The 25,351-nt window shown below is 69.7% G+C and carries 27 protein-coding genes; 12 read left to right on the forward strand and 15 right to left on the reverse strand.

Annotated features, from left to right (window positions below):
• Positions 1-163 precede the first annotated feature (163 nt).
• From NNL39_RS13025 to NNL39_RS00875, 5 genes are all read right to left on the reverse strand, one after another.
• A complete protein-coding gene (locus tag NNL39_RS13025) occupies positions 164-688 on the reverse strand; it encodes an RNA polymerase sigma factor (RefSeq protein ID WP_407665128.1) in 525 nt (174 codons plus the stop codon).
• Positions 667-1,278, reverse strand: coding sequence for a hypothetical protein (locus NNL39_RS00860; RefSeq protein ID WP_255159834.1), 612 nt, complete (start codon positions 1,276-1,278; stop codon positions 667-669). Before NNL39_RS00860 ends, NNL39_RS13025 begins: the two co-directional genes overlap by 22 nt.
• 73 nt (positions 1,279-1,351) lie before the next feature.
• Positions 1,352-2,665, reverse strand: coding sequence for an HNH endonuclease signature motif containing protein (locus NNL39_RS00865; RefSeq protein ID WP_255159835.1), 1,314 nt, complete (start codon positions 2,663-2,665; stop codon positions 1,352-1,354).
• Positions 2,666-2,697: 32 nt separating this feature from the next.
• Positions 2,698-3,009, reverse strand: coding sequence for a thiamine-binding protein (locus NNL39_RS00870; RefSeq protein ID WP_255159836.1), 312 nt, complete (start codon positions 3,007-3,009; stop codon positions 2,698-2,700).
• Positions 3,006-4,304, reverse strand: coding sequence for a glycosyltransferase 87 family protein (locus tag NNL39_RS00875; protein ID WP_255159837.1), 1,299 nt, complete (start codon positions 4,302-4,304; stop codon positions 3,006-3,008). The genes NNL39_RS00870 and NNL39_RS00875 overlap by 4 nt, the downstream gene beginning before the upstream one ends.
• 151 nt (positions 4,305-4,455) lie before the next feature.
• Between NNL39_RS00875 and NNL39_RS00880 the strand changes: the two genes are divergently transcribed.
• The 3 genes from NNL39_RS00880 to NNL39_RS00890 are packed head-to-tail and all read left to right on the forward strand — an operon-like array spanning position 4,456 to position 6,931.
• Positions 4,456-5,322 (forward strand): ABC transporter substrate-binding protein, encoded by an 867-nt coding sequence (locus NNL39_RS00880; protein WP_255159838.1) that lies wholly within the window; start codon positions 4,456-4,458, stop codon positions 5,320-5,322.
• On the forward strand, positions 5,322-6,194 hold the full coding sequence (locus NNL39_RS00885) for an amino acid ABC transporter permease (RefSeq protein ID WP_255159839.1): 873 nt from the start codon (positions 5,322-5,324) through the stop codon (positions 6,192-6,194). The genes NNL39_RS00880 and NNL39_RS00885 overlap by 1 nt, the downstream gene beginning before the upstream one ends.
• Positions 6,191-6,931 carry an amino acid ABC transporter ATP-binding protein gene (locus NNL39_RS00890; protein ID WP_255159840.1) on the forward strand — a complete coding sequence of 247 codons (741 nt, stop codon included), beginning with the start codon at positions 6,191-6,193 and terminating at the stop codon, positions 6,929-6,931. The genes NNL39_RS00885 and NNL39_RS00890 overlap by 4 nt, the downstream gene beginning before the upstream one ends.
• On the opposite strand, the gene NNL39_RS00895 is transcribed toward NNL39_RS00890, so the two are convergent.
• Positions 6,928-7,770: an ADP-dependent NAD(P)H-hydrate dehydratase gene (locus NNL39_RS00895; RefSeq protein WP_255159841.1), complete on the reverse strand. Its 843-nt coding sequence runs from the start codon at positions 7,768-7,770 to the stop codon at positions 6,928-6,930. The two genes, NNL39_RS00890 and NNL39_RS00895, sit on opposite strands and share 4 nt — an antisense overlap.
• Before the next feature lie 53 nt (positions 7,771-7,823).
• On the opposite strand from NNL39_RS00895, the gene NNL39_RS00900 reads away from it, so the two are divergent.
• Genes NNL39_RS00900 through NNL39_RS00910 form a run of 3 tightly spaced genes read left to right on the forward strand, consistent with a single transcriptional unit; the run spans position 7,824 to position 9,566 of the window.
• Positions 7,824-8,981, forward strand: coding sequence for an NADH:flavin oxidoreductase/NADH oxidase (locus NNL39_RS00900; RefSeq protein WP_407665129.1), 1,158 nt, complete (start codon positions 7,824-7,826; stop codon positions 8,979-8,981).
• A gap of 59 nt (positions 8,982-9,040) precedes the next feature.
• The gene (locus NNL39_RS00905) at positions 9,041-9,292 is read left to right on the forward strand and encodes a type II toxin-antitoxin system Phd/YefM family antitoxin (protein WP_255159843.1); all 252 of its coding nucleotides are present in this window, start codon (positions 9,041-9,043) and stop codon (positions 9,290-9,292) included.
• Between the two features lie 13 nt (positions 9,293-9,305).
• On the forward strand, positions 9,306-9,566 hold the full coding sequence (locus NNL39_RS00910; RefSeq protein ID WP_255159844.1) for a Txe/YoeB family addiction module toxin: 261 nt from the start codon (positions 9,306-9,308) through the stop codon (positions 9,564-9,566).
• Between the two features lie 38 nt (positions 9,567-9,604).
• Here NNL39_RS00910 and NNL39_RS00915 read toward each other — a convergent pair whose 3' ends face one another.
• From NNL39_RS00915 to guaB1, 4 genes are all read right to left on the reverse strand, one after another.
• Positions 9,605-10,252: a hypothetical protein gene (locus NNL39_RS00915; protein ID WP_255159845.1), complete on the reverse strand. Its 648-nt coding sequence runs from the start codon at positions 10,250-10,252 to the stop codon at positions 9,605-9,607.
• 35 nt (positions 10,253-10,287) lie between these two features.
• Complete coding sequence (locus tag NNL39_RS00920) at positions 10,288-11,337, reverse strand: hemolysin family protein (RefSeq protein ID WP_255159846.1); 1,050 nt, start codon at positions 11,335-11,337, stop codon at positions 10,288-10,290.
• On the reverse strand, positions 11,334-12,680 hold the full coding sequence (locus tag NNL39_RS00925) for a hemolysin family protein (protein WP_255159847.1): 1,347 nt from the start codon (positions 12,678-12,680) through the stop codon (positions 11,334-11,336). Before NNL39_RS00925 ends, NNL39_RS00920 begins: the two co-directional genes overlap by 4 nt.
• A 130-nt stretch (positions 12,681-12,810) precedes the next feature.
• Positions 12,811-14,250, reverse strand: a complete 1,440-nt coding sequence (gene guaB1, locus NNL39_RS00930) for a GMP reductase (RefSeq protein ID WP_255159848.1) — start codon at positions 14,248-14,250, stop codon at positions 12,811-12,813.
• Between the two features lie 130 nt (positions 14,251-14,380).
• Here guaB1 and NNL39_RS00935 point away from each other — a divergent pair, with 130 nt between their 5' ends.
• Positions 14,381-18,154, forward strand: coding sequence for a multifunctional oxoglutarate decarboxylase/oxoglutarate dehydrogenase thiamine pyrophosphate-binding subunit/dihydrolipoyllysine-residue succinyltransferase subunit (locus NNL39_RS00935; protein WP_255159849.1), 3,774 nt, complete (start codon positions 14,381-14,383; stop codon positions 18,152-18,154).
• 4 nt (positions 18,155-18,158) lie between these two features.
• Here NNL39_RS00935 and NNL39_RS00940 read toward each other — a convergent pair whose 3' ends face one another.
• The gene (locus NNL39_RS00940) at positions 18,159-18,398 is read right to left on the reverse strand and encodes a zf-HC2 domain-containing protein (RefSeq protein WP_255159850.1); all 240 of its coding nucleotides are present in this window, start codon (positions 18,396-18,398) and stop codon (positions 18,159-18,161) included.
• On the reverse strand, positions 18,395-19,090 hold the full coding sequence (locus tag NNL39_RS00945; RefSeq protein WP_407665130.1) for a sigma-70 family RNA polymerase sigma factor: 696 nt from the start codon (positions 19,088-19,090) through the stop codon (positions 18,395-18,397). The genes NNL39_RS00940 and NNL39_RS00945 overlap by 4 nt, the downstream gene beginning before the upstream one ends.
• A gap of 59 nt (positions 19,091-19,149) precedes the next feature.
• Here NNL39_RS00945 and aroA point away from each other — a divergent pair, with 59 nt between their 5' ends.
• The 5 genes from aroA (at position 19,150) to NNL39_RS00970 (ending at position 23,563) form a co-directional block, all read left to right on the forward strand.
• Entirely contained in the window at positions 19,150-20,568 is a 1,419-nt protein-coding gene (gene aroA / locus NNL39_RS00950) for a 3-phosphoshikimate 1-carboxyvinyltransferase (protein ID WP_255159851.1), read from the forward strand.
• Positions 20,565-21,632, forward strand: a complete 1,068-nt coding sequence (rsgA, locus tag NNL39_RS00955; RefSeq protein ID WP_255159852.1) for a ribosome small subunit-dependent GTPase A — start codon at positions 20,565-20,567, stop codon at positions 21,630-21,632. Before aroA ends, rsgA begins: the two co-directional genes overlap by 4 nt.
• The gene (locus NNL39_RS00960) at positions 21,629-22,447 is read left to right on the forward strand and encodes an inositol monophosphatase family protein (protein ID WP_255159853.1); all 819 of its coding nucleotides are present in this window, start codon (positions 21,629-21,631) and stop codon (positions 22,445-22,447) included. The genes rsgA and NNL39_RS00960 overlap by 4 nt, the downstream gene beginning before the upstream one ends.
• Positions 22,448-22,523: 76 nt before the next feature.
• Entirely contained in the window at positions 22,524-23,042 is a 519-nt protein-coding gene (locus tag NNL39_RS00965) for a septum formation family protein (RefSeq protein WP_255159854.1), read from the forward strand.
• Between the two features lie 11 nt (positions 23,043-23,053).
• A complete protein-coding gene (locus NNL39_RS00970; protein ID WP_255159855.1) occupies positions 23,054-23,563 on the forward strand; it encodes a septum formation family protein in 510 nt (169 codons plus the stop codon).
• Here NNL39_RS00970 and NNL39_RS00975 read toward each other — a convergent pair.
• From NNL39_RS00975 to NNL39_RS00985, 3 genes are read right to left on the reverse strand one after another with little or no spacing between them, the layout of a single operon-like run.
• A complete protein-coding gene (locus NNL39_RS00975; RefSeq protein ID WP_255159856.1) occupies positions 23,560-24,579 on the reverse strand; it encodes an NAD(P)-dependent alcohol dehydrogenase in 1,020 nt (339 codons plus the stop codon). The genes NNL39_RS00970 and NNL39_RS00975 overlap by 4 nt on opposite strands.
• A complete protein-coding gene (locus NNL39_RS00980) occupies positions 24,576-24,824 on the reverse strand; it encodes a helix-turn-helix transcriptional regulator (RefSeq protein ID WP_255159857.1) in 249 nt (82 codons plus the stop codon). The genes NNL39_RS00975 and NNL39_RS00980 overlap by 4 nt, the downstream gene beginning before the upstream one ends.
• Positions 24,818-25,321: a hypothetical protein gene (locus NNL39_RS00985; protein ID WP_255159858.1), complete on the reverse strand. Its 504-nt coding sequence runs from the start codon at positions 25,319-25,321 to the stop codon at positions 24,818-24,820. The genes NNL39_RS00980 and NNL39_RS00985 overlap by 7 nt, the downstream gene beginning before the upstream one ends.
• Positions 25,322-25,351: the final 30 nt, after the last annotated feature.

Here is a 25,351-nt window from a genome sequence, read left to right on the forward strand (position 1 = left end):
GCTGGCCTCGTCGATGACGGGAACACTGGCGGTCGAAACGGTCACGGCAACTCTCGAACTGAGCAGTGGGTGGAGCCGCGCGTCATTGCCGGCAGGTTCATTCCGAGTTTATCGATGCGACTCCAAGCGCGACGAATGGCGGATCATCGCGGGAAGCAACAGTTCACGGCTGTGCCCCCTGTTCGGACAGCTCGGCGGCCAACTTCGCCTTCGCGCGATGATGTCGACTCCGGACGGTCGCTGAACTCATGGCCAGTAGACGACTCGTCTCCTCCAGAGTGAAGCCCTCCCAGTAAACAAGCCGCACGATCTCGCGGTCGAGTTCTGACAGACGGGCAACGGCTGATCGAACATCCAGCAGAGAATCCTGGTCTGACTCCGAGAGCACAGTCGTCAGTTCTTCTCCTAGTTTCACGACCGCGTCTGCACGCCTTCGTCGCGATCGCCAGTGCCCCGACAGAACCTTACGGGCTATGCCGAATGACCACAGTCGAGCGTCATGGGGATCACGAGGGACATCTCCTGATCGCCTCCAGATGACGACCAAAGTGTCGCTCAACAGATCGGCTGCGTCGGCGGGCTGCTCGACTCGCCGAGCAAAGTAAGCGAGAAGATCTGCAGACTCTCGGCGTACGAGTTGATCCACGTCAGCGACTCGGCTGCCGCTCACCACAGACCCTCGCGACACGTGATGGTGAACGCGGTCAGGTACTTGTCGTCGTCGTTCAGCGACGGGACAAGACTCTTGCTGAGTTCACGAAGGACGACATTGACTTCTGCAATCTCTGCGTCGTGAGCCGTGTCGGAGCGCGCCGAAGACGAAAGAGGAGCGACACCTGCATCCCTCAGTGCTCGCTCGGAAGCCTCGGCGAGCGGCGCCTCCCAAGCACCTGACTCGATGGCTCCCGTGATGACTCGTAGCTCATCGCTCTCAAGCCCGACGTAATCCGGAAAAAGCAAACACCGTTCTCCCATGTCCTGACCGCTCTGGGGAACGAATCGCGCCCCGACGGCAGGTCGCTGCTCATCAGGCGCAAGCCCAAAGAATGGCGGCCTCGAAAGCGCAAAGTTCTCCAGCGTGGTCCCAGCCGTGATCGCAGTGAGCCCGCCAGCAAGCGCTATCGAGGGAATCATCCAGGCGAGTCGCCGTCGTCGCAGACGCGTGCCTGCGGCCCGGCTACGTGCTTCGACCTCGACTGCGCCGAGTCGTTCAGTCCGCACTATGGCCGCTGCCGGATTAGACTGCCTCAACAGCAACGCTACGTCGTCGTCGTGCATGATCGACCTCTCTCTGGTTGGTTGCCCCTACCTGAGACATGGCCAGAGAACGAGCTTTCGTTGCAATCGTCCCTCACGGCGGGGCGGGGCCGCCCTCAGGATCAGTCACGTAGGTCAACCCGCTCGGTGATCGCCAGCGAAGGACTCCGCCGCCCTGCTGCGACACCTGCCACTCGCTGCGGTGCTTCAGCTGATGGTGCGCCGGACACAGGTGCGCGAGATTGTCGATCGACGTCCTACCGCCGAACTGCCAGTCGACCGTGTGGTCGATATCGCTACGAGCGGCTGAGCGCCCACAGCCCGGGAAGCGGCACGTGCGGTCACGAATGCGCAGGGCCGTCGCGAGGTCAGCGGGCACTGAGTACCGATCGCGACCGACCGACAGCACGGCCCCCGACTCGGGATGCCGCAGCAGGCGCGTGAACGACGGCGCACCAGCGGCCAGCTCGCGAGCAGTCTCGTCATCGAGTGGGCCGTAACCCTCGAGTTCGGCGGGAGGGACGAACGCCGAGGTGGAGAGTGTGTGCGCCTCGCCCGATGTCGCAGCGCCGAGCAGCCGCTCGACCGGCACGGTGACGTGCACGGTCGCGCGAACCCCGGTACCGCATCCGGTCGCATCGACAACGCCGTCGACAAGAAGATCGGTGAGAACGTCGGCCCGCAACTGCGCCAGAGTGCGCGCAACGTCATTGCCGACCTCGGAACGCTGAATGCCCTCCGACACCGTCGTGATGCGCTCGTAGATGGCGCTCGCGCGGACTGCGGGCAGGAATGCGCTGAGCCAGGCCATGCCATCATGGGCTGGCTCGAGAAGCACGTGACGACCAGCGCGACTCTTCTCGACCCGCTGCTCGATGCTCTCGGGGTGGCACCGCTCGCGCTCGGCACGCGCGCGCGGTCGCAATCGAGCGGCGGTGAGTCGCTCGGCCGCGGGCAGCACGGTCTGCTCGAAGTGGGGTCGCGCCTCGTCAGGCAGAGAGTGCGCCTCGTCGATGATCACTTGGGCGTGGCGGTAGCTGATCGACCCCTCGGCGAGCGCGCGGTGAGTTGCCCCCAGGTGCGTCACGAGCATGTCGCTCTCGTCGATCAACCGCTCGGCCGTGCGCTCAGGCAGACGCAGAGCGCACGCTACCTCACACACGAGCACTCGGTGCGCGAGCTGACGTCGCGCCGAGGGCGAGTCGTCACGGTTCAGCTCTGCAGACTCGGCCACCGCAGAGAGCTCTGCCAGCTGGCGGGCGCGATCGATGACCTCGGCCCGAATGGACTGCGCCGACGCGATGACCCGGTCGAGCGTCGCCGCCGCCTGCAACAGGTCGACCAGCGAGTCTGCGAACCGTGTCGAAGGCCACTGCGCTTCAGCCAGTGCGACCTCGGGTGCGTTCATGAGGCAATCACACCATCGACCACCGACATTTCTTAGCCGTCGGCGGGCTCCTCGAGCGCGACCTCGAGCCGCTGCACCTTGCCGTCGAGCTCGCCGACATGGCCCGGACGGTAGTCGGCCTTGAGCACGAGCGACACCCGCGTGCCGTGCTCGGCCACGGCGAGGGTCGCGCGCTTCACGACATCCATGACCTCGTCCCACTCCCCCTCGATCTCGGTGAACATCGACGAGGTGCGGTTGGGCAGGCCCGACTCGCGCACGACGCGCACCGCGGCGGCGACGGCGTCGTGCACCGAATCCGACGACGACCCGCCCGAGGGGGCCGCCGAGAAGGCGACGATCATGAGGATGCTCCTTCCTGAGCCGCGCCGACGGCGACCGGCTCGACGATCCGCGGACGCCAGCACAGCACGACGAGCTGCCAGACCGCCCAGCCCAGCGGCACGATGTAGAGCAGGTTGCGCGCCGAGAGCGCGACGAGCATGCGCGGATCGAGCGCGAGCAGCGAGCCGTACAGCACCGGGTAGACCACCTGCGTGAGCGCGGCGGTCGCGAGCGCGAGCGCGGCGGGCACGGTGAACCGCAGTCCGCCCCAGCGCTGCCAGGCGAGCCCGAGCACGATGGGCACGGCGATCCAGGTGGCGAACTGCGGCGAGCCGACCTTGTTGACCGTGATGAGGGCCATGACGAGCGCGAGCGCGAGCACCGGGAACAGCTCGACCTCGTCGACCCCGCGCCGCACGGCGATAACGCCGAGCGCCGTGATGACGAGCACCGCGAGCGCCAAGAGCGGCGTCATGACCGCGGCCGCCTGCGCGCTGCCCTCGCCGACGACCTGCCAGGTCAGGATGCCCTGGTCGTAGTACACGCGCGACATCCACTCCCCCGCCGCCGCGGCCCAGAGCCACACGGTCGAGATGGGCGACTCCACCTGCAGCCCGCGGCCCGCCTGCTCGGTGATGGGCGTCAGCAGGGCCGAGGCGCCGCCGAGCGCGATACCGGCGGCGACGACGAGCATCGAGACCGCCACGGCCGATGCGAGCACCGCTCCGCGGGCACGCAGGGCCACGAGCGCGGCGAGCAGCAGGCCCGCGGGCCAGACCTTGATCCAGGCACCGACCGCGAGCAGAGCGCCACCCCACTTGGGATGATCGGCGATGAGCATGACGGCGACCAGCGCCACGGGCACCGTGATGGCGTCGATGCGGCCGAGCGCGATCGGGCCGATGAGCACGAGGAAGAGCATCCACCACCAGGCGACCGCCGCACGCCGGGCGCGCTCTTCGACGCCGATGATCGACACGAGGGCGACGGCGTTGAGCGCCATGACGATCGTGAGCCACGTCGTGCCGTAGAGGTCGGGCCCGAAGACGTACGAGGCCAGCATGGGCACGAGCGCGAGCAGCGGATAGACCCACGAGGTGTCGATGCCCACCCACTCGTTGCCGAGCACGCCGCGCTCGACCCAGAACAGGTAGACGTAGGTGACGTCGCCCATCGGCAGGCCGGGGCCGTAGAGGTTGAGGAACCCGAGCCAGAGGTGCACCGCGGCGAAGGCGGCCCAGAGCGATACGGCGCTGCCGGCGGCCGTCACGGTGAACCGGCGCGCGGTCGCGAGACGGGCGGCAGGCGCAGGCATGGTGACGAGCGTAGCGCCGGTCGGCGAGAGCGCCCGTGTAACAATTCGTCGCTGATACACGCGTGAAACACGGCGCAACCGATAATGAAACTCCCTGCACGTTCTGCGGCACGACCTCGTGACGCTGCTCGCTTCGACATCTGGAGGCACCATGTTCCGCTCCCCCCGCCGCGCGCGCCGCGTCGCCGCCCTCACGGCCGGCCTCGCCGCTGCCGCGCTGACCCTCGCGGCCTGCACGCCCGCCGCCGAAGCCCCCGTCGAGGAGCCCGCCGAGGGCGAGCTCACGGGCCTCGTTACCGAGGGCAAGCTCACGATCGCCACCGGCGAGCCCGCCTACTTCCCGTACGTCATCGATGACGCGCCCGAGAGCGGCGAGGGCTTCGAGGCCGCCATCGCCTACGCCGTCGCCGAGGAGCTCGGCTTCGCGGCGGAAGACGTGGTCTGGGTGCGCACGAGCTTCGAGGCCGCGATCCAGCCCGGCCCGAAGGACTTCGATTTCAACCTGCAGCAGTACACGATCACCGACGAGCGTGCCGCGAACGTCGACTTCTCGTCGCCGTACTACTCGACGCCGCAGGCGGTCGTCACGGTCGAGGGCTCGCCCGCCGCTGAGGCCGGCAGCCTCGCCGACCTCGAGGGCCTGCTCGTCGGTGCCGCGACCGGCACCACGAGCTTCACGGCCATCGAAGAGCAGATCGCTCCGAGCGCGGGCGCCCAGGCCTTCAACACGAACGACGACGCCGTTCTCGCGCTGCAGAACGGCACGGTCGACGCGATCGTCGTCGACCTGCCGACGGCGTTCTTCCTCACGGGCGTCATCCTCGACGGCGGCGTGCTGCTCGGCCAGCTGCCCGCCGACGCCGGCATCAGCGACGAGTGGGGCCTCGTGCTCGCGAAGGACAGCCCCCTCACGGCCGCGGTGACCGCTGCGGTGGATGCCCTGCGCGACTCCGGCCGCCTCGCCGAGATCGCCGACGAGTGGCTGGGTGCCGACGCAGGCGCGCCTATCCTTCAGTAGTGCCTTTTTCGAACGACCCGCCCGGGCTGAGCCGCCCGATCAGCGACGTCGAGATCGGGCGACGCGAGTACCGCCGCACCCAGAACACGCGGTCGGTGCTCGTGTCGCTCGTCTCGACGATCGTGTTCGCGGCCGTCATCTGGCTGACGGTCATCAACACGCCCGGCTGGGCTCAGGTGCAGCGCAGCTTCTTCGACCTCGAGACCGCGATCCAGGCGTGGCCGCGCGTCATCGCCGGGCTGTGGGTCAATATCCAGGTGCTGTTCTTCGCGAGCATCGGCGTGCTCGTGCTGAGCGTCATCATCGCGACGATCCGCACCCTCCGTGGGCCCATCTGGTTCCCGCTGCGGGCCCTCGCGGCGGCATACACCGACCTGTTCCGCGGGCTGCCGCTCATCATCGTGCTCTTCCTCATCGGCTTCGGGGTTCCCGGGCTCGAGCTGTTCCCGCGCAACTCCGCGCAGTTCTGGGGCACGATCGCGCTCATTCTCACCTACTCGGCCTACGTGAGCGAGGTGTTCCGGGCCGGCATCGAGGCCGTGCATCCCTCGCAGCGCCTGGCCGCCCGGTCGCTGGGGCTGAGCCACGGGCAGACCATGCGCATCGTCGTGCTGCCGCAGGCCGTGCGCAAGGTGACGCCCGCGCTCATGAACGACTTCGTGGCGATGCAGAAAGACGTCGGGCTCATCTCGGTGCTCGGCGTCGTCGACGCCGTGCGCGCCGCGCAGATCGAGACCGCCGCGGCCTTCAACTTCACGCCCTACGTGCTCGCGGGGCTGCTGTTCGTGCTGCTCGCCCTGCCGATGATCCGCCTCACCGACTGGTACACGGCCCGCCTGCGCGCCCGCGAACAGATGGGAAGCCTCGTATGAGTGCCGTGCTGCGCCTCGAGAACGTGCACAAGAACTTCGGCGAGAGCCCGGTGCTGCAGGGCGTCGATCTCGCGGTTGCCGAGCACGAGGTGGTCGCCCTCATCGGCGCGAGCGGCTCGGGCAAGTCGACCTTGCTGCGCTGCGTCAATCTGCTCGAGCAGATCGACGACGGCCGCATCTGGCTGCGCGATGACGACATCAGCGACCCGCGCGTATCCGTCGACACGGTGCGCGCGCGCATCGGTGTCGTCTTCCAGCAGTTCAACCTGTTCCCGCACATCCGCGTGCTCGACAACGTCACCCTCGCCGCCCGCCGCGTGCTCAAGACGCCCCGCGCCGAGGCCGAAGCCACCGCGCTCGCTCTGCTCGAGCGCGTGGGGCTCGCCGACAAGGCGCACGAGTTCCCCGACCGCCTCTCAGGGGGTCAGCAGCAGCGCGTCGCCATCGTGCGCGCTGTCGCGACGAGCCCCGAGCTGCTGCTGCTCGACGAGATCACCTCGGCGCTCGACCCGCAGCTCGTCACCGAGGTGCTCGACCTCGTGCGCGAGCTCAAGAACGAGGGCACGACGATCGTCATGGCGACCCACGAGATGGCTTTCGCGCGCGACATCGCCGACCGCGTCGTCTTCCTCGACGCCGGGCGCATCGCCGAGGAAGGCACGGCGGCGCAGATCTTCGGCGACCCGCAGCACGAGCGCACGCGCGCGTTCCTCTCGCGTTACCTCGACCGGCTCTAGCGACTCCGCAGCAACGCCGCGATCGTCGCGGGAACCGCGGCGCACACGTCGAGCACCGTGAGCGGCCCGCCCGCCGAGGCGCGCTGAGCGGCGAGCCCGTGCACGACGGCCGCGGCGGCTCCGAGCCGCGCGAGATGCGCGAGGTCGACGGGCCCTGCGGCCTCGTGCGTCGCGACGAGGGCGCCGAGGATGCCGGCGAGAGCATCCCCCGCCCCGGCGGTCGCGAGCCACGGGGTCGCCGAACGTGCGACGAGCATCGGCCCGCCGGGCGCCACGACGTGCGTCGCGTGCCCCTTGAGCAACACGGTCACCCCGAGCTGATCGGCGGCCGCGCGCGCGGCACTCGCAGGATCGGCGAGCACAGCGTCAAGGTCGCTGCCGGTCAGCCTGCACAGCTCGCGCGCGTGCGGCGTGATGATGGCGGGGCCGCGAGCCGAGCCGACGGCGTCGAGGGCTCCCGCGTCGATGACCAATGGATGCCCACTCGCGAGCGCCGCCCGCATCCGCCCGGCAGACTCGGCGTCCGGTCCCTCCTCGACCGACGCGGCACCCGCATCCATGCCCGACCCCAGCACCCAGGCCTGCACGCGACCCTCGGCCGTCACCGCTTCGGGGCGGCGCTGCAGCACGAGGTCGGCGGCCCGCGCGGGGCCGAGGTAGCGCACCATGCCGACGCCCGTGCGCAGGGCCGCCTCGACGCCCAGCACCGCGGCGCCCGGGTATCGGGTCGAGCCCGTGATCATGCCGACCACACCGCGCGAGTACTTGTCGTCGTGCGGCCCGGGCACGCGCAGCAGCGCCGCCACCTCGGCGGTCGTGATGGTGCGTGCCTCGCTCACGCGGCCACCCTATGCCCGCCGCGGGGCCCCCGCACGGAATACACCCGGGGGCGATGGGCTTGACTGATGATGTGACCTCAGCGCTCTTCTCCCCCCTGACCATCCGCTCGCTCACCCTGCGCAACCGGCTGTGGGTGTCGCCGCTCTGCCAGTACTCGGTGACGGCCGCCGACGGCGTGCCGACCGACTGGCACCTCGTGCACCTCGGCTCGTTCGCCGTGGGCGGCGCGGGGCTCGTCATGGCCGAGGCGACCGCCGTCAACCCGGAGGGTCGCATCAGCCCCCACGACACCGGCATCTGGAACGACGCGCAGGCGCAGGCCTGGTCGCGCGTGGTCGACTTCGTCCACTCGCAGGGAGCCGCGGCGGGCATCCAGCTGGCGCATGCCGGCCGCAAGGCCTCCGTCTTCCCCGAGTGGGGCGCGATGGCAAACGGCGCCTCCGGCCACGGCACCGTGCCGATCGAGCAGGGCGGGTGGCAGACCGTGTCGGCCTCGCCCATCGCTTTCGACGGCTACGCCGAGCCCGTCGCGCTCGATGCCGCCGGCATTCAGGATGTCGTGGTCGCCTTCGCCGACTCCGCCCGCCGCAGCGTCGCCGCGGGCTTCGATCTCGTCGAGATCCACGCGGCCCATGGCTACCTGCTGCACCAGTTCCTCTCGCCGCTGTCGAACACGCGCGACGACGAGTGGGGCGGCAGCCTTGAGAACCGCGCGCGCCTGCTGCTCGACATCGTGCGCGCCGTGCGCGCGGTCGTCGACGTGCCGATTCTCGTGCGCTTCTCGGCGACCGACTGGGTCGACGACGACTGGCTCGAGTCGCACGGGCTCGCCGATTCCGGTGTGCAGGGCTGGAACGAGCACGACACCGCGGTCGTGGCCGCCTGGGCGCGCGACGCTGGCGCCGACCTCTTCGACATCTCGACGGGCGGCCTCGTGCGCGCTCGCATCGAGGTCGGCCCCGGCTACCAGGTGCCGTTCGCCGAGACGGTGCGCCGCGAGGGAGACGTTCCCGTCAACGCCGTCGGCCTCATCACCGAAGCCGCGCAGGCCGAGGCGATCGTCGCCACCGGTCAGGCCGACGCCGTCATGATGGGCCGCGAGTTCATGCGCGACCCGCACGCCGCACTGCGCTTCGCGCGCGAGCTCGGCGTCGAAGTCGACCGGGCCCCGGCCGGCACGCCTCCGCAGTACCTGCGCGCGTACCGCTAGCGCCCGCGTCGGAACGCGCACCGAGTGGTACAGTATCCAGTACCACTCAGGAGGTCGCCATGACTGCCATTAGCGCCACCGAAGCGCGTAAGACGCTCTTCGGGCTCATCCAGCAGGTCAACGACGACCACACCGCGGTGGAGGTCGTCTCCAAGCACGGCAACGCGGTCATTCTCTCAAAGGCCGACTACGACGCCATGACCGAGACGGCGTACCTGCTGCGCAACCCGGCGAGCGCCGAGCGACTGCTCGCCTCGATCGAGCGCGCGCGCCGTGGAGAGTTCGAGCAGCACACCCTCACCGACGACTAGAACGGATCGACTCATGAGTCGCACCGTCGCCTTCGATCCGCACGGGTGGGAGGACTACGTCTACTGGCAGTCCCAAGATCGCAAGACGCTCAAGCGCATCAATCTGCTCATCACCGACGCTCTGCGTGACCCGTTCGCGGGCATCGGCAAGCCAGAGCCGCTCAAGCACATCCTGTCGGGCGCGTGGTCACGGCGCGTCGACGACGTGAACCGCCTCGTCTACTTCGTGACCGACGACCACATCGTGATCCTGCAGGCCCGCCAGCACTACTGACGAGATCCCTCAACGACTGAACTCCCTGACACGCCTGGTCACCGATCGCGCGCTGCGTCGCTCCGGGCCCGTAACGACGAAGCGGTTTCCTCTGTGAATCGCAGAGAGCCGATGGCGAACCACGGGAAGCTTCCGACGACGACGGAGAAGACCAGCGGCTCGTCGAACTCTCGCAGACGGATTGCGATACCTGGTCCGGCTATGACACGAGGTCGCTTGGCGAGGTGAACGACTGTGATGTCGTCAACGGAGTCCCAGGAGAACTGCGCTTTCGCGATGAGATTGAAGACACCGCTCGCGAGTTGGATTCCTTCGCTCGTCGCCGCAAGCACCGTCGAGATCGCGCTGAAGCGAGGAACGTCGAACAGCGGACCACCCCGGTCGTCGGACACTGCGAGGTTCCAGACACCTCGCACGATCCCATCGTGATCAGTGGTCGCGGTGCGCCGCGCCCGACTCTGATTCAGCCTTCCGGGGACCCCGAGCAAGAGGAACGGAAGGTAGGCGGCGGTCAACCCGATGTAGATCGTTGTCAACGTCGCAGGAAGGTCAGCCCAGAGTGCCCCGGCATTCGCGTCACCGAGCGATTCTGCAAGCCGAACAGCTCTGCTGACGCTGGTCACCTCGATGGCCGTGCCGCCGACCAGGAGCATGAGCCAGACCCCGACCCAACGCGACAGCGTCATGGCAGGTCAGCGGTCTCGAGCAGCATGCCGGGAACCTAGCGCCCGCCGCGCTGCGTCGCGTCCTGCACCTCGCCGACGAGCTCCTCGATGATGTCTTCGAGGAAGAGCACGCCCGTCGTGCGACCCTCGGCGTCGACCGAGCGAGCCACATGCGCGCCCGAGCGGCGCATGACCGCGAGGGCGTCTTCGAGGTCGGCCGTGGCGAGGATCGACACGAGCCGGCGGATGCGCTTCGGCGGCACGGGGTCGTCGAGCTCGTCGTCGGGCAGGTCGATGACGTCCTTGAGGTGCAGGTAGCCGGTGGGCTCGCCCGCGTCATCGATCAACACGTATCGGCTGAACCCGCGCTGGGCGACGGCGCGCTCGACGTCGAGAGCACTCGCGTCATCGGGCAGCGACGTGAGGGCATCCATCGGCAGAGCGATATCGCTCACGACCTTCGTCGTGAACTCGAACGCGGCCGCGAGCGCGCCGGTGGCGTCGTCGAGCACGCCCTCGCGCGTCGACTGGCGCACGATCGTCTCGACCTGCTCGAGCGTGAACGCGCTCTCGGCCTCGTTCTTGGGGTCGACGCGGAACAGGCGCAGCACACCGTTCGCGACCGCATTGAGGGCCCGGATGACCGGCGAGAGAATGCGCGAGACGAGCACGAGCGGCGGCGCGAGCAGGAGCACGGCGCGCGTCGGCAGCGTGAACGAGAGGTTCTTCGGCACCATCTCGCCGAACACCACGTGCAGGTAGGTGACCAGCAGCAGGGCGATCGTGAAGGCGATGCCGGCGATCCACTCCGGCGTGAGGCCCGTGAGCCCGAGCGGGATCTCGAGCAGGTGCTTGATCGCCGGCTCGGAGACGTTGAGGATGAGCAGCGAGCAGACCGTGATGCCCAGCTGGCACGTCGCGAGCATGAGGGTCGCGTGCTCCATCGCCCACAGCGCCGTCTTCGCGGCGCGCGAGCCGGCCTCGGCGCGCGGCTCGATCTGCGAGCGCTTCGCGGCGATGACGGCGAACTCCGCGCCGACGAAGAACGCGTTGCCCGCGAGCAGCACGAACAGCCAGGCGATGCCCCACCAGTCGGCTTCGGTCATCGTGACGCACCCCCGTTCGCGCTCTCGGCGGGCAGGGCGATCTCACCGGTGGCGAGGGGGGTGAAGCGCACGCGATCGATGCGGCGGCCATCCAATCGTTCGATGCGGAACGTGCCGGACGCGATCTCGACGGTGTCGCCCACCTCGGGCAGACGGCCGAGCTCGGCCATGAGGAAGCCGCCGACGGTCTCCCACGGTCCGTCATCGGGCACCGTGACGCCCGCGCGATCGGTGAGCTCGTCGGGGCGCAGGATTCCGGGGAAGGTCAGCCAATTGCGCGAGCGCACCACATCGACGCGGGCGCGGTCGTGCTCGTCGCTCACCTCGCCCACGAGCTCTTCAACGAGGTCTTCGAGCGTCGCAACGCCGGCGGTGCCGCCGTACTCGTCGACGACGATCGCCATCTGATAGCCGCGACCACGAAGCTCGGCGAGCAGCGTGTCGAGCATCATCGTTTCGGGCACTCGCAGGGCCTCGCTCTGCAGCGCCGAGGCGGGCACTTCTGCGCGACGGTCGCGCGGCACGGCCACGGCTTGCTTGACGTGCACGATGCCGACGATGTCGTCGATCGATTCGTCGATGACGGGGAACCGCGAATGGCCGGTCGTGCGCGCGAGCTCGATGACCGACTGCGCGCTGTCGCCCCGCTCGACGGCGGCGACGCGCGGACGCGGGGTCATGACGTCCTGCGCCGTGTGCTGCGAGAACGCGAGCGTGCGCGAGAGCAGGGTGGCGGTGTCACTGTCGAGGCGCCCCTGGCTGGCGGAGCGCCGCACGAGGGAGGCGAGCTCTTCGGCCGTGCGGGCGCCACTCAGCTCTTCTTTCGGCTCGACCCCCATCGAACGCAAGATGGCGTTGGCCGAACCGTTGAGCACGACGATGGCCGGGCGGAACACGGTCGTGAACGCCCACTGGAACGGCACGACGACCTTCGCGGTCTGGCGAGGCAGGCTCAGCGCGAAGTTCTTGGGCACGAGCTCGCCGACGATCATCGACAGCAGCGTCGCGATCGTGATCGCCACGATCGAGCCGACCACGGGCACGGCGCCTTCCGGCAGCCCGATCGAGCGCAGCGGGTCGGCGAGCATGCTCGAGATCGCCGGCTCCATGAGGAAGCCGGTGAGCAGGGTCGTGAGCGTGATGCCGAGCTGCGCGCTCGACAGGTGCGTCGACGTGATCTTGAGCGCCGCGATCGTGGGGCCGAGCCGCTTCTCACCGCGCGCCTGGCGCGCCTCGAGTTCGGAGCGGTCGAGATTGACGAGCGCGAACTCGCTCGCGACGAAGAAGCCGGTGCCGATGGTCAGGAGCAGGCCAGCGAGCAGCGAGATCCACTCAGCGCTCACGGCGACCCCCGATCATCGGCGAGGGTCTATGACTGGGTTCTTCAGGGGCGGGCGTATCGCCCGTACTAGGAGGCTCCATAACGCCTCCACTATACGGGCCTGAGGGTCGCTCGCGCCTGGGAGGGTGCCGCTACCAGCTCACCGGCAGCGCCTTGCCCTCCTCGTACCCGGCCGCCGACTGCGTGCCGACGACCGCGCGCTCGTGGAACTCGGGCAGCGTGGATGCTCCCGCATACGTCATCGACGACCGCAGCCCCGACGTGATCATGTCGAGCAGGTCGTCGATCGAGGGCCGCTCGGGGTCGAGGTAGATGCGCGAACTCGAGATGCCTTCGGCGAACAACCGCTTGCGCGCGAGCTCGAAGGCGTCGAGCCGTTGGAACCGCTGCTCCACCGCCTTCGTGGAGGCCATGCCCCAGCTGCTCTTGAACCACCGGCCCTGCTCGTCGGACTCGACCTCGCCCGGTGCTTCGAGCGTGCCCGCGAACCACGAGCCGACCATCACGGCCGAGGCGCCGGCGGCGAGCGCGAGCGCGACGTCGCGCGGGTACCGCACGCCGCCGTCGGCCCACACGTGGGCGCCGAGCTCGCGCGCCGTCGCCGCCGTGTCGAGCACGGCCGAGAACTGGGGGCGGCCGACGGCCGTCATCATGCGCGTCGTGCACATGGCGCCCGGTCCGACCCCAACCTTGAGCACGTGCGCACCGGCCGCGACGAGGTCGCGGACGCCCTCGGCGGTGACGACGTTGCCCGCGACGATGGGCACGCCGAGGCCTCGGGCGGCGACCGCGCGCACGGCATCCGCCGCCTGCTGCTGGTGGCCGTGCGCCGTGTCGATGACGATGACGTCGACGCCGGCCTTGACGAGGGCGGCGGCCCGCGCGGCGGCATCACCCGTGACGCCGACGGCTGCGGCGACGCGCAGCCGGCCGTGAGCATCCACCGCCGGTTCGTACAGGGTCGCCCGCACGGCGCTGCGCGCGCTCAGCGAGCCGATGATGCGCCCGTGGTGGCGCACCGCGACGGCCTCGACGCCCGCCGCGTCGATGAGCGCGAAGGCCGCGCGCGCCTCGGTGACGTCGTCGTCGTCGATCGAGGGCACGCTCGGCGCGACGAGGTCGCCGATGACCGAGTCGGGCAGCGCGTGCCGCAGGGCGGCGGCGGGGATGCTGCGCTCGGGCTGCCCCTCGGCGTCGACGATCGTCAGCAGGGCTCCGGCAGTGTCGGGCACGAGGCCGCGCGCGACGGCGACCGTCGTGGCGCGCGTGACGAGCACGAGCGGGTCGAGCAGCGTCGACGCCTGCTTGACCGAGTCGATGGCGGCGACGAGCTGCTGCGGCGCGAGGTCTTGCGGCAACACGCCGAGGCCGCCCCGCCGGGCGAGCGCGGCGGCGAGACGCGGGCCCGTGACCGAGGTCATGTTGGCGGCGACGATCGGCGTGCGCAGGCCCGTGGGGTCGTCGACGGTGAGGTCGACGGCGAGCCGGCTGCCCACCGCCGAATGCTGCGGCATGAGGAAGACGTCGCTGTAGGTCAGGTCGTGGGCAGGAGGTTCGCGGAAGAATCGCACGAATTAACGCTACTCGCCCCCCACAGGGGCGAAACCGGCGTGCAGGAACGGTTAAGCTTGTGCGGGCGGTGCCAGCGAGGGCTCCGCCGGTGCCACCTCATCGATGTGAAGCGAAAGTGGGCGGTCGGCTGTGTCAAGCCAAGTGACCGGAGTCGGCCCTGACGGCAACGCCGCGGGCGAATTCGGAGCCAACGAGTGGCTCGTTGACGAACTCTACGAGCAGTACAAGGTCGACAAGAACACGGTCGATCCCTCCTGGTGGCCGATTCTCGAGAAGTACCACCAGTCGTCGACCGCGGGTGCGGTCGACGCGCCGCCGCCCTCGACGATCCCCATCGACGCGCCGCCGCCCGCGGAGTCCTCCGCCGCAGCCGTGCCGAGCGCCGCAGTGCCGTCCGCCTCGTCGGCGTCGGTCCCCTCCGCCGCCGTGCCCGCCACCGGCAGCCAGCCCGTCGCACGCACCACCTCGATCGCCCCGCAGCCCACGCCTATTCCGGCCCAGGCGCCCGCGCCGACGACCGGCGCCATGACGCTGCCCGTCGACGCCGACGGCGACGGCGAGCTCGACGACATCGTCACGCCCCTCAAGGGCATGGCCAAGACCCTCGCGACCAATATGGATGCGAGCCTCTCGGTGCCCACCGCGACGAGCGTGCGCACCATCCCCGCGAAGCTGATGATCGACAACCGCATCGTCATCAACAACCACCTCAAGCGCGCGCGCGGCGGCAAGGTCAGCTTCACGCACCTCATCGCCTGGGCGATGGTGCGCGCGCTGCGCGAGTTCCCCAGCCAGAACGTCTACTACGACGAGGTCGACGGCAAGCCCGTCGTCGTCACCCCCGCCCACATCAACCTGGGCATCGCGATCGACCTGCCCAAGCCCGACGGCACGCGCTCGCTGCTGGTTCCCGGCATCAAGCGCTGCGAGGGCATGGGCTTCGGCGACTTCATCGCCGCCTATGAAGACGTCGTCAAGCGCGCCCGCGACAACAAGCTCACGGCCACCGACTTCCAGGGCAACACGATCTCGCTGACGAACCCGGGCGGCATCGGCACCGTGCACTCGGTGCCGCGGCTCATGAAGGGCCAGGGCGCCATCATCGGCGCCGGTGCGCTCGAGTACCCGGCCGAGTTCCAGGGCATGTCGCAGGCGACCCTCGCCGACCTCGGCATCGGCAAGACCATCACGCTCACGAGCACCTATGACCACCGCGTCATCCAGGGCGCCGGCTCGGGCGAGTTCCTCAAGAAGGTGCACGAGCTGCTCATCGGCGAGCGCCGCTTCTACGAAGACATCTTCGCCGACCTGCGCATTCCCTACGACCCGATCCACTGGGCGCAAGACATCCACGTCGATCTGGCCGACCAGATCAACAAGACCGCGCGCGTGCACGAGCTCATCAACGCCTACCGCGTGCGTGGCCACCTCATGGCCGACGTCGACCCGCTCGAGTACCGCCAGCGCAGCCACCCCGACCTCGACATCTCGAGCCACGGCCTGACCTTCTGGGATCTCGACCGCGAGTTCGTCACGGCGGGCTTCGGCGGCCGGCGCACGATGCTGCTGCGCGAGGTGCTCGGCGTGCTGCGTGACACCTACTGCCGCACGGTCGGCATCGAGTACATGCACATTCAGGAGCCGGAGCAGCGCCGCTGGTTCCAGGAGCGCCTCGAGAAGCCGTACCAGAAGCCGACGCACGACGAGCAGATGCGCATCCTCGGCAAGCTCAACCAGGCCGAGGCGTTCGAGACCTTCCTGCAGACCAAGTACGTCGGTCAGAAGCGCTTCAGCCTCGAGGGCGGCGAGAGCGTCATCCCGCTGCTCGATGAGCTGCTGCAGGGCGCCGCCGAGCAGGGGCTCGACGAGGTCGCCATCGGCATGGCGCACCGCGGGCGCCTCAACGTGCTCGCCAACATCGCCGGAAAGACCTACGGCCAGATCTTCCGCGAGTTCGAGGGCACGCAAGACCCCAAGTCGGTGCAGGGCTCGGGCGACGTCAAGTACCACCTCGGCACCGAGGGCGTTTTCACGTCGGCCGCGGGCCAAGAGGTCGGCGTGTATCTCGCCGCGAACCCCTCGCACCTCGAAGCCGTCAACGGCGTGCTCGAGGGCATCGTGCGGGCGAAGCAGGACCGCAAGAACGACGGCGCGTTCAGCACCCTCGCGGTGCTCGTGCACGGCGACGCCGCGATGGCCGGTCAGGGCGTCGTGGTCGAGACGCTGCAACTCAGCATGCTGCGCGGCTACCGCACGGGCGGCACCATCCACGTGGTCGTCAACAACCAGGTGGGCTTCACGACGCCTCCCGGCGAGGGCCGCACGTCGATCTACTCGACCGATGTCGCCAAGACCATCCAGGCGCCGATCTTCCACGTCAACGGCGACGACCCCGAGGCCGTCGTGCGCGTGGCCGAGCTGGCTTTCGCCTACCGTCAGCAGTTCAAGCGCGATGTCGTCATCGACCTGGTCTGCTACCGCCGCCGCGGCCACAACGAGGGCGACGACCCCTCGATGACGCAGCCGCTCATGTACAACCTCATCGAGGCCAAGCGCTCGGTGCGCACGCTCTATACCGAGGCGCTCGTCGGCCGCGGCGACATCACCGAGGAGGAGTTCGAGGCCGCGCACCGCGACTTCCAAGACCGCCTCGAAGTCGCTTTCGCCGAGACGCACGCCGCCCAGACGGGCTCCATGCCCGTCATCACGGGCACGCCGGCTCCCGAGACCGACGACCTCGCCGGCGAGCCCGAGTCGACGGGCGTCGATCAGGCGGTCATCCAGCACATCGGCGACGCGCACGACAACCCGCCCGCCGGGTTCACCGTGCACACCAAGCTGCAGGCGATGCTCAAGAAGCGCGTCGAGATGAGCCGCACCGGCCAGATCGACTGGGGCTTCGGCGAACTGCTCGCTCTCGGCTCGCTGCTCATGGAGGGCACGCCCGTGCGCATGGCCGGGCAGGACTCTCGTCGCGGCACCTTCGTGCAGCGCCACGCCGTGCTGCACGATCGCGTCAACGGCCAGGAATGGCTGCCGCTCGCCAACCTCAGCGAGAGCCAGGCAAAGTTCTGGATCTACGACTCGCTGCTGAGCGAGTACGCGGCCATGGGCTTCGAGTACGGCTACTCGGTCGAGCGCCCCGACGCGCTCGTGCTGTGGGAGGCCCAGTTCGGCGACTTCGCCAACGGCGCCCAGACGATCATCGACGAGTTCATCTCGTCGGCCGAGCAGAAGTGGAACCAGCGCTCGAGCGTCGTGCTGCTGCTGCCGCACGGCTACGAGGGCCAGGGGCCCGACCACTCCTCGGCGCGCATCGAGCGGTTCCTGCAGCTCGCGGCCGAAGAGAACATGACGATCGCGCGGCCCTCGACGCCCGCCTCGTACTTCCACCTGCTGCGCCGTCAGGCCTACGCGCGCCCGCGCCGCCCGCTCATCGTCTTCACCCCGAAGGCCATGCTGCGGCTGCGGGGTGCGACGAGCGAGGTCGCCGACTTCACGAGCGGTCGCTTCGAGCCCGTCATCGACGACGCGACGATCGTGGATGCCGGCGCCGTGCGCCGGGTGCTGCTGCACGCCGGCAAGATCCACTACGACCTCAAGGCCGAGGTCGAGAAGCGGGGAACGACCGGAGTCGCCCTCGTGCGCCTCGAGCAGTACCACCCGCTGCCGGAGGCCCAGCTGCGCGCCGTACTCGACCGCTACCCCAACGCCGAGGTCGTGTGGGTGCAGGACGAGCCCGAGAACCAGGGCGCCTGGCCGTTCCTCGCGCTCGAGGGTCAGAAGCGCGGCATGCGGCCGATGCGCGTGGTCTCGCGGCACGCGTCGGCCTCGCCGGCGACGGGCTCGAGCAAGCGCAGCGCGCAGGAGCACGCCGACATCATGGATGCGGCGCTGAGCTGACGGGCTAGCGCGCGTCGAGCGTCGAGATGGCGCCCAGCACGAGGCTGCGAAGCTCGTCGGGCGCCTTTTCCTGGCACGCCTCCTTGACCTTCGTGGTCAGGGTGATGCCCACGAGGTGCTCGGCCGAGCAGTCATCGCAGTTCGCGAGGTGCTCACGAATGTCGCCGCACTGCTCGGGGGTGAGCTCGTTGTGCAGAAACTCTTCGAGCTCTTGCTTCGCCTTGTCGCAGCCGCAGTCGGTCATCGCGTGCTCCCTCTCGTCGTGGCGGCCGCATCGGGGGCGGTCATGCCGCGCTCCCGTGCATAGTCGGCCAGCAGTTCCCGCAGCAGGCGTCGGCCGCGGTGCAGGCGGCTCATGACGGTTCCGACGGGCGTCTTCATGATGTCGGCGATCTCCTGGTACGAGAAGCCCTCGACGTCGGCGAAGTAGACCGCCAACCGGAAGTCTTCCGGGATCGACTGCAGCGCATCCTTCACCGCGCTCGCGGGCATGCGGTCGATCGCCTCGGCCTCGGCCGAGCGCGTGGTCGTCGACGTGGCCGACTCGGCCCCGCCGAGCTGCCAGTCTTCGAGCTCGTCGATCGTGCCCTGGTACGGGTCGCGCTGCTTCTTGCGGTACACGTTGATGAACGTGTTGGTGAGGATGCGGTACAGCCAGGCCTTGAGGTTCGTGCCCTGCTCGAACTGCGCGAAGGCGGCGAAGGCCTTCACGAAGGTCTCTTGCACGAGGTCGGCGGCATCGGCCGGGTTCTTGGTCATGCGCATGGCCGCGCCGTACAGCTGGTCCATGAACGGCAGCGCCTGCTCCTGGAACAGGCGCCGGCGCTCGGCGAGCTCGTCGGTCATCTCGGTCATCACGCGCGAGTCTACCGAGCGCGCCTGCGACGGGCTCGCGGCGGCAGCAGCGACAGGAGCATCGAGCAGCAGCGTCGTCATGCGGTTCCTCTCGAGCACGGGGCGGCAGGCACCAGCGGGTGCCGTTACCCTGATAACCGATGCAGGTCTTCACCTATTCCGGAGCTCGGTTCACGCCCTACGGCGACGAGCAGCTGACGGGCGTCTCCGCGGGCTTCGGCGCCGACGACGCGTGGCCGGCCCCGCGGGCGACCGCGCCGCTGGATGCTCGCCTCTCCCTCCCCGGATCCAAGAGCCTCACCAACCGCGAGCTCGTGCTCTCGGCGCTCGCCGACGCGCCGTCGCTGCTGCGGCGGCCCCTGCACTCGCGCGACTCGATGCTCATGATCGAGGCGTTGCGCTCGCTCGGCGTCGGTATCGACGAGGTCGCAGGAGACGGCGACTACGGACCCGATCTGCGCATCACTCCCCCGGCAGAGCTCTCGGGCAGCACCGCGATCGACTGCGGATTGGCGGGCACCGTCATGCGGTTCCTGCCCCCCGTGGCCGCGCTCGCGCTCGGTCCCGTCGCGTTCGACGGCGACGAGAGCGCCCGCCGCCGCCCCATGCGCACGACGATCGACTCGCTGCGCGCGCTCGGCGTCGACGTCAACGACGACGGGCGCGGCGCCCTGCCGTTCAGCCTGTGGGGCACGGGTGCCGTGCGCGGCGGCGAGATCGCCATCGACGCCTCGGCCTCGAGCCAGTTCGTCTCGGGGCTGCTGCTCGCCGCCCCGCGCTTCACCGAGGGCCTCGTGCTGCGCCACACGGGCGAGCGCCTGCCCTCGATGCCGCACATCGAGATGACGATCGCCGCCCTCGCCGATCGCGGCGTCGTCGTCGAGAGCCCCGAGCCGGGGGTCTGGGTCGTGCCCCCCGGGCCCATCGCGGGCCGCGAGCTCGCGATCGAGCCCGATCTCTCGAACGCCGCGCCGTTCCTCGTCGCCGCGATCGTGGCGGGCGGCACCGTGACGATCGACGGATGGCCGCGGACGACCACGCAGGTCGGCGCCGACCTCGAGACGCTGCTGCCGCTCTTCGGGGCGAGCGTGCACCGCGACGGCGAGTCGCTCGTGGTCGACGGCGGTGCCGGACTGCTCGGCGGCGCGACCGTGCCCGGTGTCGACCTCGATCTCTCGACGGGTGGCGAGCTCGCCCCCGCACTCGTCGCGCTCGCCGCGCTCGCGAGCACCCCGAGCACGATCACGGGCATCGGCCACCTGCGCGGCCACGAGACCGACCGCCTCGCCGCGCTCGCCGCCGAGATCACGGCGCTCGGCGGTGCGGCGACCGAACTCGATGAGGGCCTCGCGATCGAGCCGCGCCCGCTGCACGGCGCAGAGTGGCACGCCTACGAAGACCACCGCATGGCGACGGCCGGGGCCATCATCGGGCTCGCCGTCGACGGCGTGCGGGTCGACGACATCGGCTCGACGGCGAAGACACTGCCGCAGTTCCCCGAGCTGTGGAGCGCCATGCTCGACCAGTCGGGTGGCGCGGATCCGGCAGGGCTTCCGTGAGCTGGCTGCCGCCCGACGACGACGACCCGTACGAGCAGTACGACGAGTCGCTCATCCGGGCGCGGCCCAACCCGAAGGCCAACCGCCCGCGCTCGAAGCAGCGCCCCGCGCACGAGAACGCTGTTGTCGGCCGGGTCGTCACGGTCGACCGCGGCCGCTACCTCTGCCTCGTCGACGAGAGCGGCCCCGACGAGCGCGAGGTCATCTCGACGCGCGCGCGCGAGCTGCGCACGAGCGCGATCGTCACGGGCGACCAGGTCGACCTCGTGGGCGACGCGAGCGGGGTCGAGGGCTCCCTCGCCCGCATCGTGCGCATCCACGAGCGGCGCACGCTGCTGCGCCGCAGTGCCGATGACACCGACGCCGTCGAGCGCATCATCGTGGCGAATGCCGACCAGTTGCTCATCGTCGTCGCGGCCGCGAACCCCGAGCCGCGGCCGCGCCTCGTCGACCGCTACCTCGTCGCGGCCTTCGACGCGGGCATCGAGCCGCTGCTCGTCATGACCAAGACCGACCTCGCCGACCCGGCCCCGTTTCTCGCGCAGTTTCGCGGGCTCGAGCTGCGCGTCGTCACGAGTCGCTCCGATGCCCCACCCGTCGATGAGCTGCGCGCGATGCTGCACGACCGCACGACCGTGGCGGTCGGGCATTCGGGCGTCGGCAAGTCGACCCTCGTGAACGCGCTGGTTCCGGATGCCCGGCGCGCGACGGGCGTCGTGAACGCCGTCACCGGCCGCGGCCGACACACCTCCTCGTCGACCGTGTCGCTGCGACTGTCCGGCGGTGGATGGATCATCGACACCCCCGGCGTGCGCTCGTTCGGCCTGGGCCACGTCGACCCCGACAACATCCTGCGCTCGTTCGGCGACCTCGCCGAGATCGGCGCGAGCTGCCCGCGCGGCTGCACCCACTTGCCCGACGCGCCCGACTGCGAGCTCGTCGAGCGGGCCGCGGCCGGAGAGCTCGGCGAATTCGGTGCCGAGCGGCTGGACTCGCTGCAGCGCCTGCTGACGACGCTCATGACCCCGAGTGGGCGAACCGGCGCCGATACGCTGAGACCGTGAGCCCCGCATCCGACCACGCTGTCGACCTCGCCGCTGACCTCGCGCTCGCCCTCGATCTGGCCGACCGCGCGGATGCGGTCTCGCTCGATCGGTTCCGTGCCCTCGATCTCGCGGTCACCACGAAGCCCGACCGCACGCCGGTCACCGACGCCGATCAGGCCGTCGAGCGCGCGATCCGCGAGGGGCTGGCCACGGAGCGCCCCACTGACGGGATCCTCGGCGAGGAGTACGGCACGGCCGAGGGCACGGGCGCCGGTATCCATCGCCAGTGGATCATCGACCCGATCGACGGCACCGCCAACTTCCTGCGCGGCGTCCCGATCTGGGGAACCCTGATCGCGCTCGCCGTCGACGGGGTCCCCGTCGTCGGCGTCGTGAGCGCTCCGGCGCTCGGGCAGCGATGGTGGGCGGCCCGCGGACTCGGCGCCCACGCGGCAGTGCAGGGGGGCGCTCCGCGTCGACTGTCGGTCAGTGGCGTGCGCGAGCTGGGCGACGCGGTGCTGAGCTACAACAGCCTGCCGGGCTGGGACGATGCCGGGCGACTGACGCAGATCATCGACCTCACCCGAGCGGTCTGGCGCGCCCGGGCCATCGGCGACATGTGGTCGTACATGCTCGTGGCCGAGGGCGCGATCGACATCGCCGGCGAGTTCGACCTGCAGCCCTACGACATGGCGGCGCTGCAGCCGATCGTCGAAGAGGCCGGCGGGCGCTTCAGCTCGGTCGACGGCGAAGCCGGGCCGTGGCACGGAAGTGCTCTCGCGACCAACGGCCTGCTGCACGATGAGGTGTTGCGACGGCTCCAGCCTGAGTAGGCTCGCACTCGAGCGCCGTGCACAGCATCGCCCAGCGCTCGTCCACCCCGACACCCCGAGCCGAAATGAGCCCCCTGTGACCATCGTCTCCTCCGCGCCCTGGACGCGCGCCCTCGCCATCGCCAGCATTGCGACAGCCGCGGTCGCCCTCAGCGGCTGCAGCATCCTCGAGCAGTTCACGGGCGGCGGCAACGCCACGCGCGACGACAGCGGCGAGGTCGTCGAGGGCAACGACAACACCGACGTCTTCACCCTCCAGGTCGGCGACTGCCTCAACGACGCCACGGCCTCGGAGACCGTCGAGACCATCCCGACCGTGCCCTGCGCCGAGCCGCACGACAGCGAGATCTACGCGTCGATCATTCTCGAGGGCGACACCTTCCCCGGCAGCGAGGCCGTCATCGCCGAGGCCGATGCCGCCTGCCTCGAGGCCTTCCCCGGCTTCGCGGGCATCGAGTACGCCGACTCGCAGTACTACTACAGCTACTACTTCCCCACCGAGGGCAGCTGGGCTGGTGGCGACCGCGAGATCCTCTGCACGATCTACGACGAGGCTGGCCAGGTCACGGGTTCGCTCGAGAACATCGGTCGCTGAGCATCCCGCCCATGACGCACTCGACCCGGTGGCGCCCGATCGCGACGCTCGCGATCGGCGCCGCCGTAGTCGCGCTCAGCGCCTGCACGGCGCTCGGGCCGATCGTTCCCGACGATGAACCCGTGCGCGACGACGACGGGCGCATCATCGAGCCCAATGAGCAGACCGACGCCTTCGCTCTGCAGGTGGGCGACTGCCTCGACGATGCGAGCGCGACGGGCGAGGTGCAGACCGTGCCGACCGTGCCCTGCGACGAGCCGCACGACAGCGAGATCTACTCGTCGCACCAGCTGGGCCAGTCGGCCTACCCGGGCGAGGAGGTCGTGGTCGACAAGGCCGAGGCTCTGTGCCTGCCCGCTTTCGAGCAGTTCGTCGGCGAGCCGTACCTCGAGTCGCGGTTCGACTTCAGCTTCTACTACCCGACCGACGAGAGTTGGGCGAACGGAGACCGTGAGGTGCTCTGCGTGATCTACGACCCCGACGGGCCCGTCACGGGATCGCTCGAGGGCGTCACCGACTAGCGGTCGCGCTCGGCCTGCAGCTCGATGACGGCTTTGCCCCGGGTCTGCTGGCGCGCGAGGCGGTCCATGGCCTCTGCGGCGCGCTCGAGCGGGACCACCTCGTCGATCGGAGCGCGCAGGCTGCCCGCGGCGATCATCTCGAGCAGGATGCTGAGGTCATCGCCGCTCTCGCGCTGCATGACCGCCGTGAGGCGGTGGCGCACCCACGGGTTGAGCAGCAGGGCACGCAATTGGCGGTCGGCACCGCGCAGCAGCGGACCGCCCGACTTGTCGGCGCCCACGATCACGAGCGTGCCGCGCTCTGCGAGCGCGCGCCGCAGCACGTGCAGCGCACGGCCGTCGGCGGCCTCGATGATGACGTCGAAGCGCCCCCAGTCGCGCGGCTCGCTCGTGGCACGGTAGTCGATCACTCGCTCGGCACCGAGCGACCGCACGAACTCTGCCTTGGCGGCACTCGCGATCCCCGTGACCCGGGCACCCTGAGCGACCGCGAGTTGCGTCATGAACGATCCGACCCCGCCCCCTGCACCGATGATGAGCACTCGCTGACCCGACTGCACGCGGGCGCTGTCGCGCACCGCCTGCAGAGCCGTGCCGGCGGAGATCGGCAGCGTCGCCGCATCCGTCATCGAGACGCCGTCGGGGATGCGCGCGATCTTCGCCGGCGAGGCCACGACGAGTTCTGCGAACGCGGCGGGTGCTGAACCGGCGACCCGGTCGCCGACCGCGAAGCCGCTCACCTCGCTGCCGACCGCCTCGATGATCCCGGCGAAGGCGAGCCCGATGATCGGCTGCCGCAGAGTCCGGAGACCCAGCGCGAGACGCACCGCGTACGGATCACCCTTCATGAGGTGCACGGTGCCCGAGTCGGGGCTGGCCGCGAACACGCGCACGAGCACCTGCTCGGGGCCCGGGCTCGGCGCGGGCATCCGGTCGATGCTCAGAACCTCGGGCCCGCCGTAGCCGTGCTGGACGATCGCGGTCATGGTGGCGGTGGTGGGGGCGGCGGTGGTCATGATGGAGCTCCGGTCGTGGTGGTGGTGGATGTGGTGGGGTAGCTGAACACCTCGTCGAGGCGCACACCGAGTGCGTGCGCGATCTGGAAGGCGACCTCGAGCGAGGGCGAGTACTTGCCCTGCTCGATGGCGATGATGGTCTGGCGGGTGACGCCCACCCGCTCGGCGAGCTCGGCCTGCGTCAACTCGCCAGCGGCGAAGCGGAGGGCACGGATGCTGTTGGTCACGCGCGTGGGCTTCACCATGCGGGCACTCCCCCGCGGTACAGCGCGATCTTCGTGACGGTCTCGAGCATCGCCGAGAGGAAGAAGCCCAGGTAGAGCACGTTGGCGATCCAGAAGGGGTCGAGCTCGAGCATCGCGAAGATGAGCGCGGCGAGCGCGGCGGCGATCAGGAGGCCGCGCGAGGTGAACTCTGCGCGCGCCTTGATCTGCTTGTCGCGAATGTCGGTGCCGTGCCCGTCTTTCCCCGTCGTGACGGCCACGACGATCGACACGATGATCATCGCGACGATCCCGGCACCGATGCTCCAGAGCATGGCGTCGACGTAGGGGGTCTCGGGCATGGGGGTCACGGCCGCTCGCGAGAGCAGCACACTGAGGTAGACCGTGAAGTGGACGATCGAGACGATCAGCCCGGCCCACGCGACCTTCTCTTCGTAGGTCATGTCACTGCTGGTCGCGTCGCTGTCGGTCGTGTCACTGCTGGTCGTGTTGCTCTTCGTCGCGTCGCTGTCGGCCATGTCGGCCTCCCTTCGAAAAATGTCAAGAAT

Source organism: Microcella humidisoli (genome assembly GCF_024362325.1).
GTDB classification, from domain to species: domain Bacteria; phylum Actinomycetota; class Actinomycetes; order Actinomycetales; family Microbacteriaceae; genus Microcella; species Microcella humidisoli.

What these genes read in the sequence shown, in the direction of transcription:
- NNL39_RS00860 (WP_255159834.1), bottom strand. Translation starts at nt 1,278, where the DNA reads ATGCACGACGACGACGTAGCGTTGCTGTTGAGGCAGTCTAATCCGGCA.
- NNL39_RS00865 (WP_255159835.1), bottom strand. Translation starts at nt 2,665, where the DNA reads ATGAACGCACCCGAGGTCGCACTGGCTGAAGCGCAGTGGCCTTCGACA.
- NNL39_RS00870 (WP_255159836.1), bottom strand. Translation starts at nt 3,009, where the DNA reads ATGATCGTCGCCTTCTCGGCGGCCCCCTCGGGCGGGTCGTCGTCGGAT.
- NNL39_RS00875 (WP_255159837.1), bottom strand. Translation starts at nt 4,304, where the DNA reads ATGCCTGCGCCTGCCGCCCGTCTCGCGACCGCGCGCCGGTTCACCGTG.
- NNL39_RS00880 (WP_255159838.1), top strand. Translation starts at nt 4,456, where the DNA reads ATGTTCCGCTCCCCCCGCCGCGCGCGCCGCGTCGCCGCCCTCACGGCC.
- NNL39_RS00890 (WP_255159840.1), top strand. Translation starts at nt 6,191, where the DNA reads ATGAGTGCCGTGCTGCGCCTCGAGAACGTGCACAAGAACTTCGGCGAG.
- NNL39_RS00900 (WP_407665129.1), top strand. Translation starts at nt 7,824, where the DNA reads ATGGGCTTGACTGATGATGTGACCTCAGCGCTCTTCTCCCCCCTGACC.
- NNL39_RS00905 (WP_255159843.1), top strand. Translation starts at nt 9,041, where the DNA reads ATGACTGCCATTAGCGCCACCGAAGCGCGTAAGACGCTCTTCGGGCTC.
- NNL39_RS00910 (WP_255159844.1), top strand. Translation starts at nt 9,306, where the DNA reads ATGAGTCGCACCGTCGCCTTCGATCCGCACGGGTGGGAGGACTACGTC.
- NNL39_RS00915 (WP_255159845.1), bottom strand. Translation starts at nt 10,252, where the DNA reads ATGACGCTGTCGCGTTGGGTCGGGGTCTGGCTCATGCTCCTGGTCGGC.
- NNL39_RS00920 (WP_255159846.1), bottom strand. Translation starts at nt 11,337, where the DNA reads ATGACCGAAGCCGACTGGTGGGGCATCGCCTGGCTGTTCGTGCTGCTC.
- NNL39_RS00940 (WP_255159850.1), bottom strand. Translation starts at nt 18,398, where the DNA reads ATGACCGACTGCGGCTGCGACAAGGCGAAGCAAGAGCTCGAAGAGTTT.
- NNL39_RS00945 (WP_407665130.1), bottom strand. Translation starts at nt 19,090, where the DNA reads ATGACGACGCTGCTGCTCGATGCTCCTGTCGCTGCTGCCGCCGCGAGC.
- aroA (WP_255159851.1), top strand. Translation starts at nt 19,150, where the DNA reads ATGCAGGTCTTCACCTATTCCGGAGCTCGGTTCACGCCCTACGGCGAC.
- NNL39_RS00970 (WP_255159855.1), top strand. Translation starts at nt 23,054, where the DNA reads ATGACGCACTCGACCCGGTGGCGCCCGATCGCGACGCTCGCGATCGGC.
- NNL39_RS00975 (WP_255159856.1), bottom strand. Translation starts at nt 24,579, where the DNA reads ATGACCACCGCCGCCCCCACCACCGCCACCATGACCGCGATCGTCCAG.
- NNL39_RS00980 (WP_255159857.1), bottom strand. Translation starts at nt 24,824, where the DNA reads ATGGTGAAGCCCACGCGCGTGACCAACAGCATCCGTGCCCTCCGCTTC.
- NNL39_RS00985 (WP_255159858.1), bottom strand. Translation starts at nt 25,321, where the DNA reads ATGGCCGACAGCGACGCGACGAAGAGCAACACGACCAGCAGTGACACG.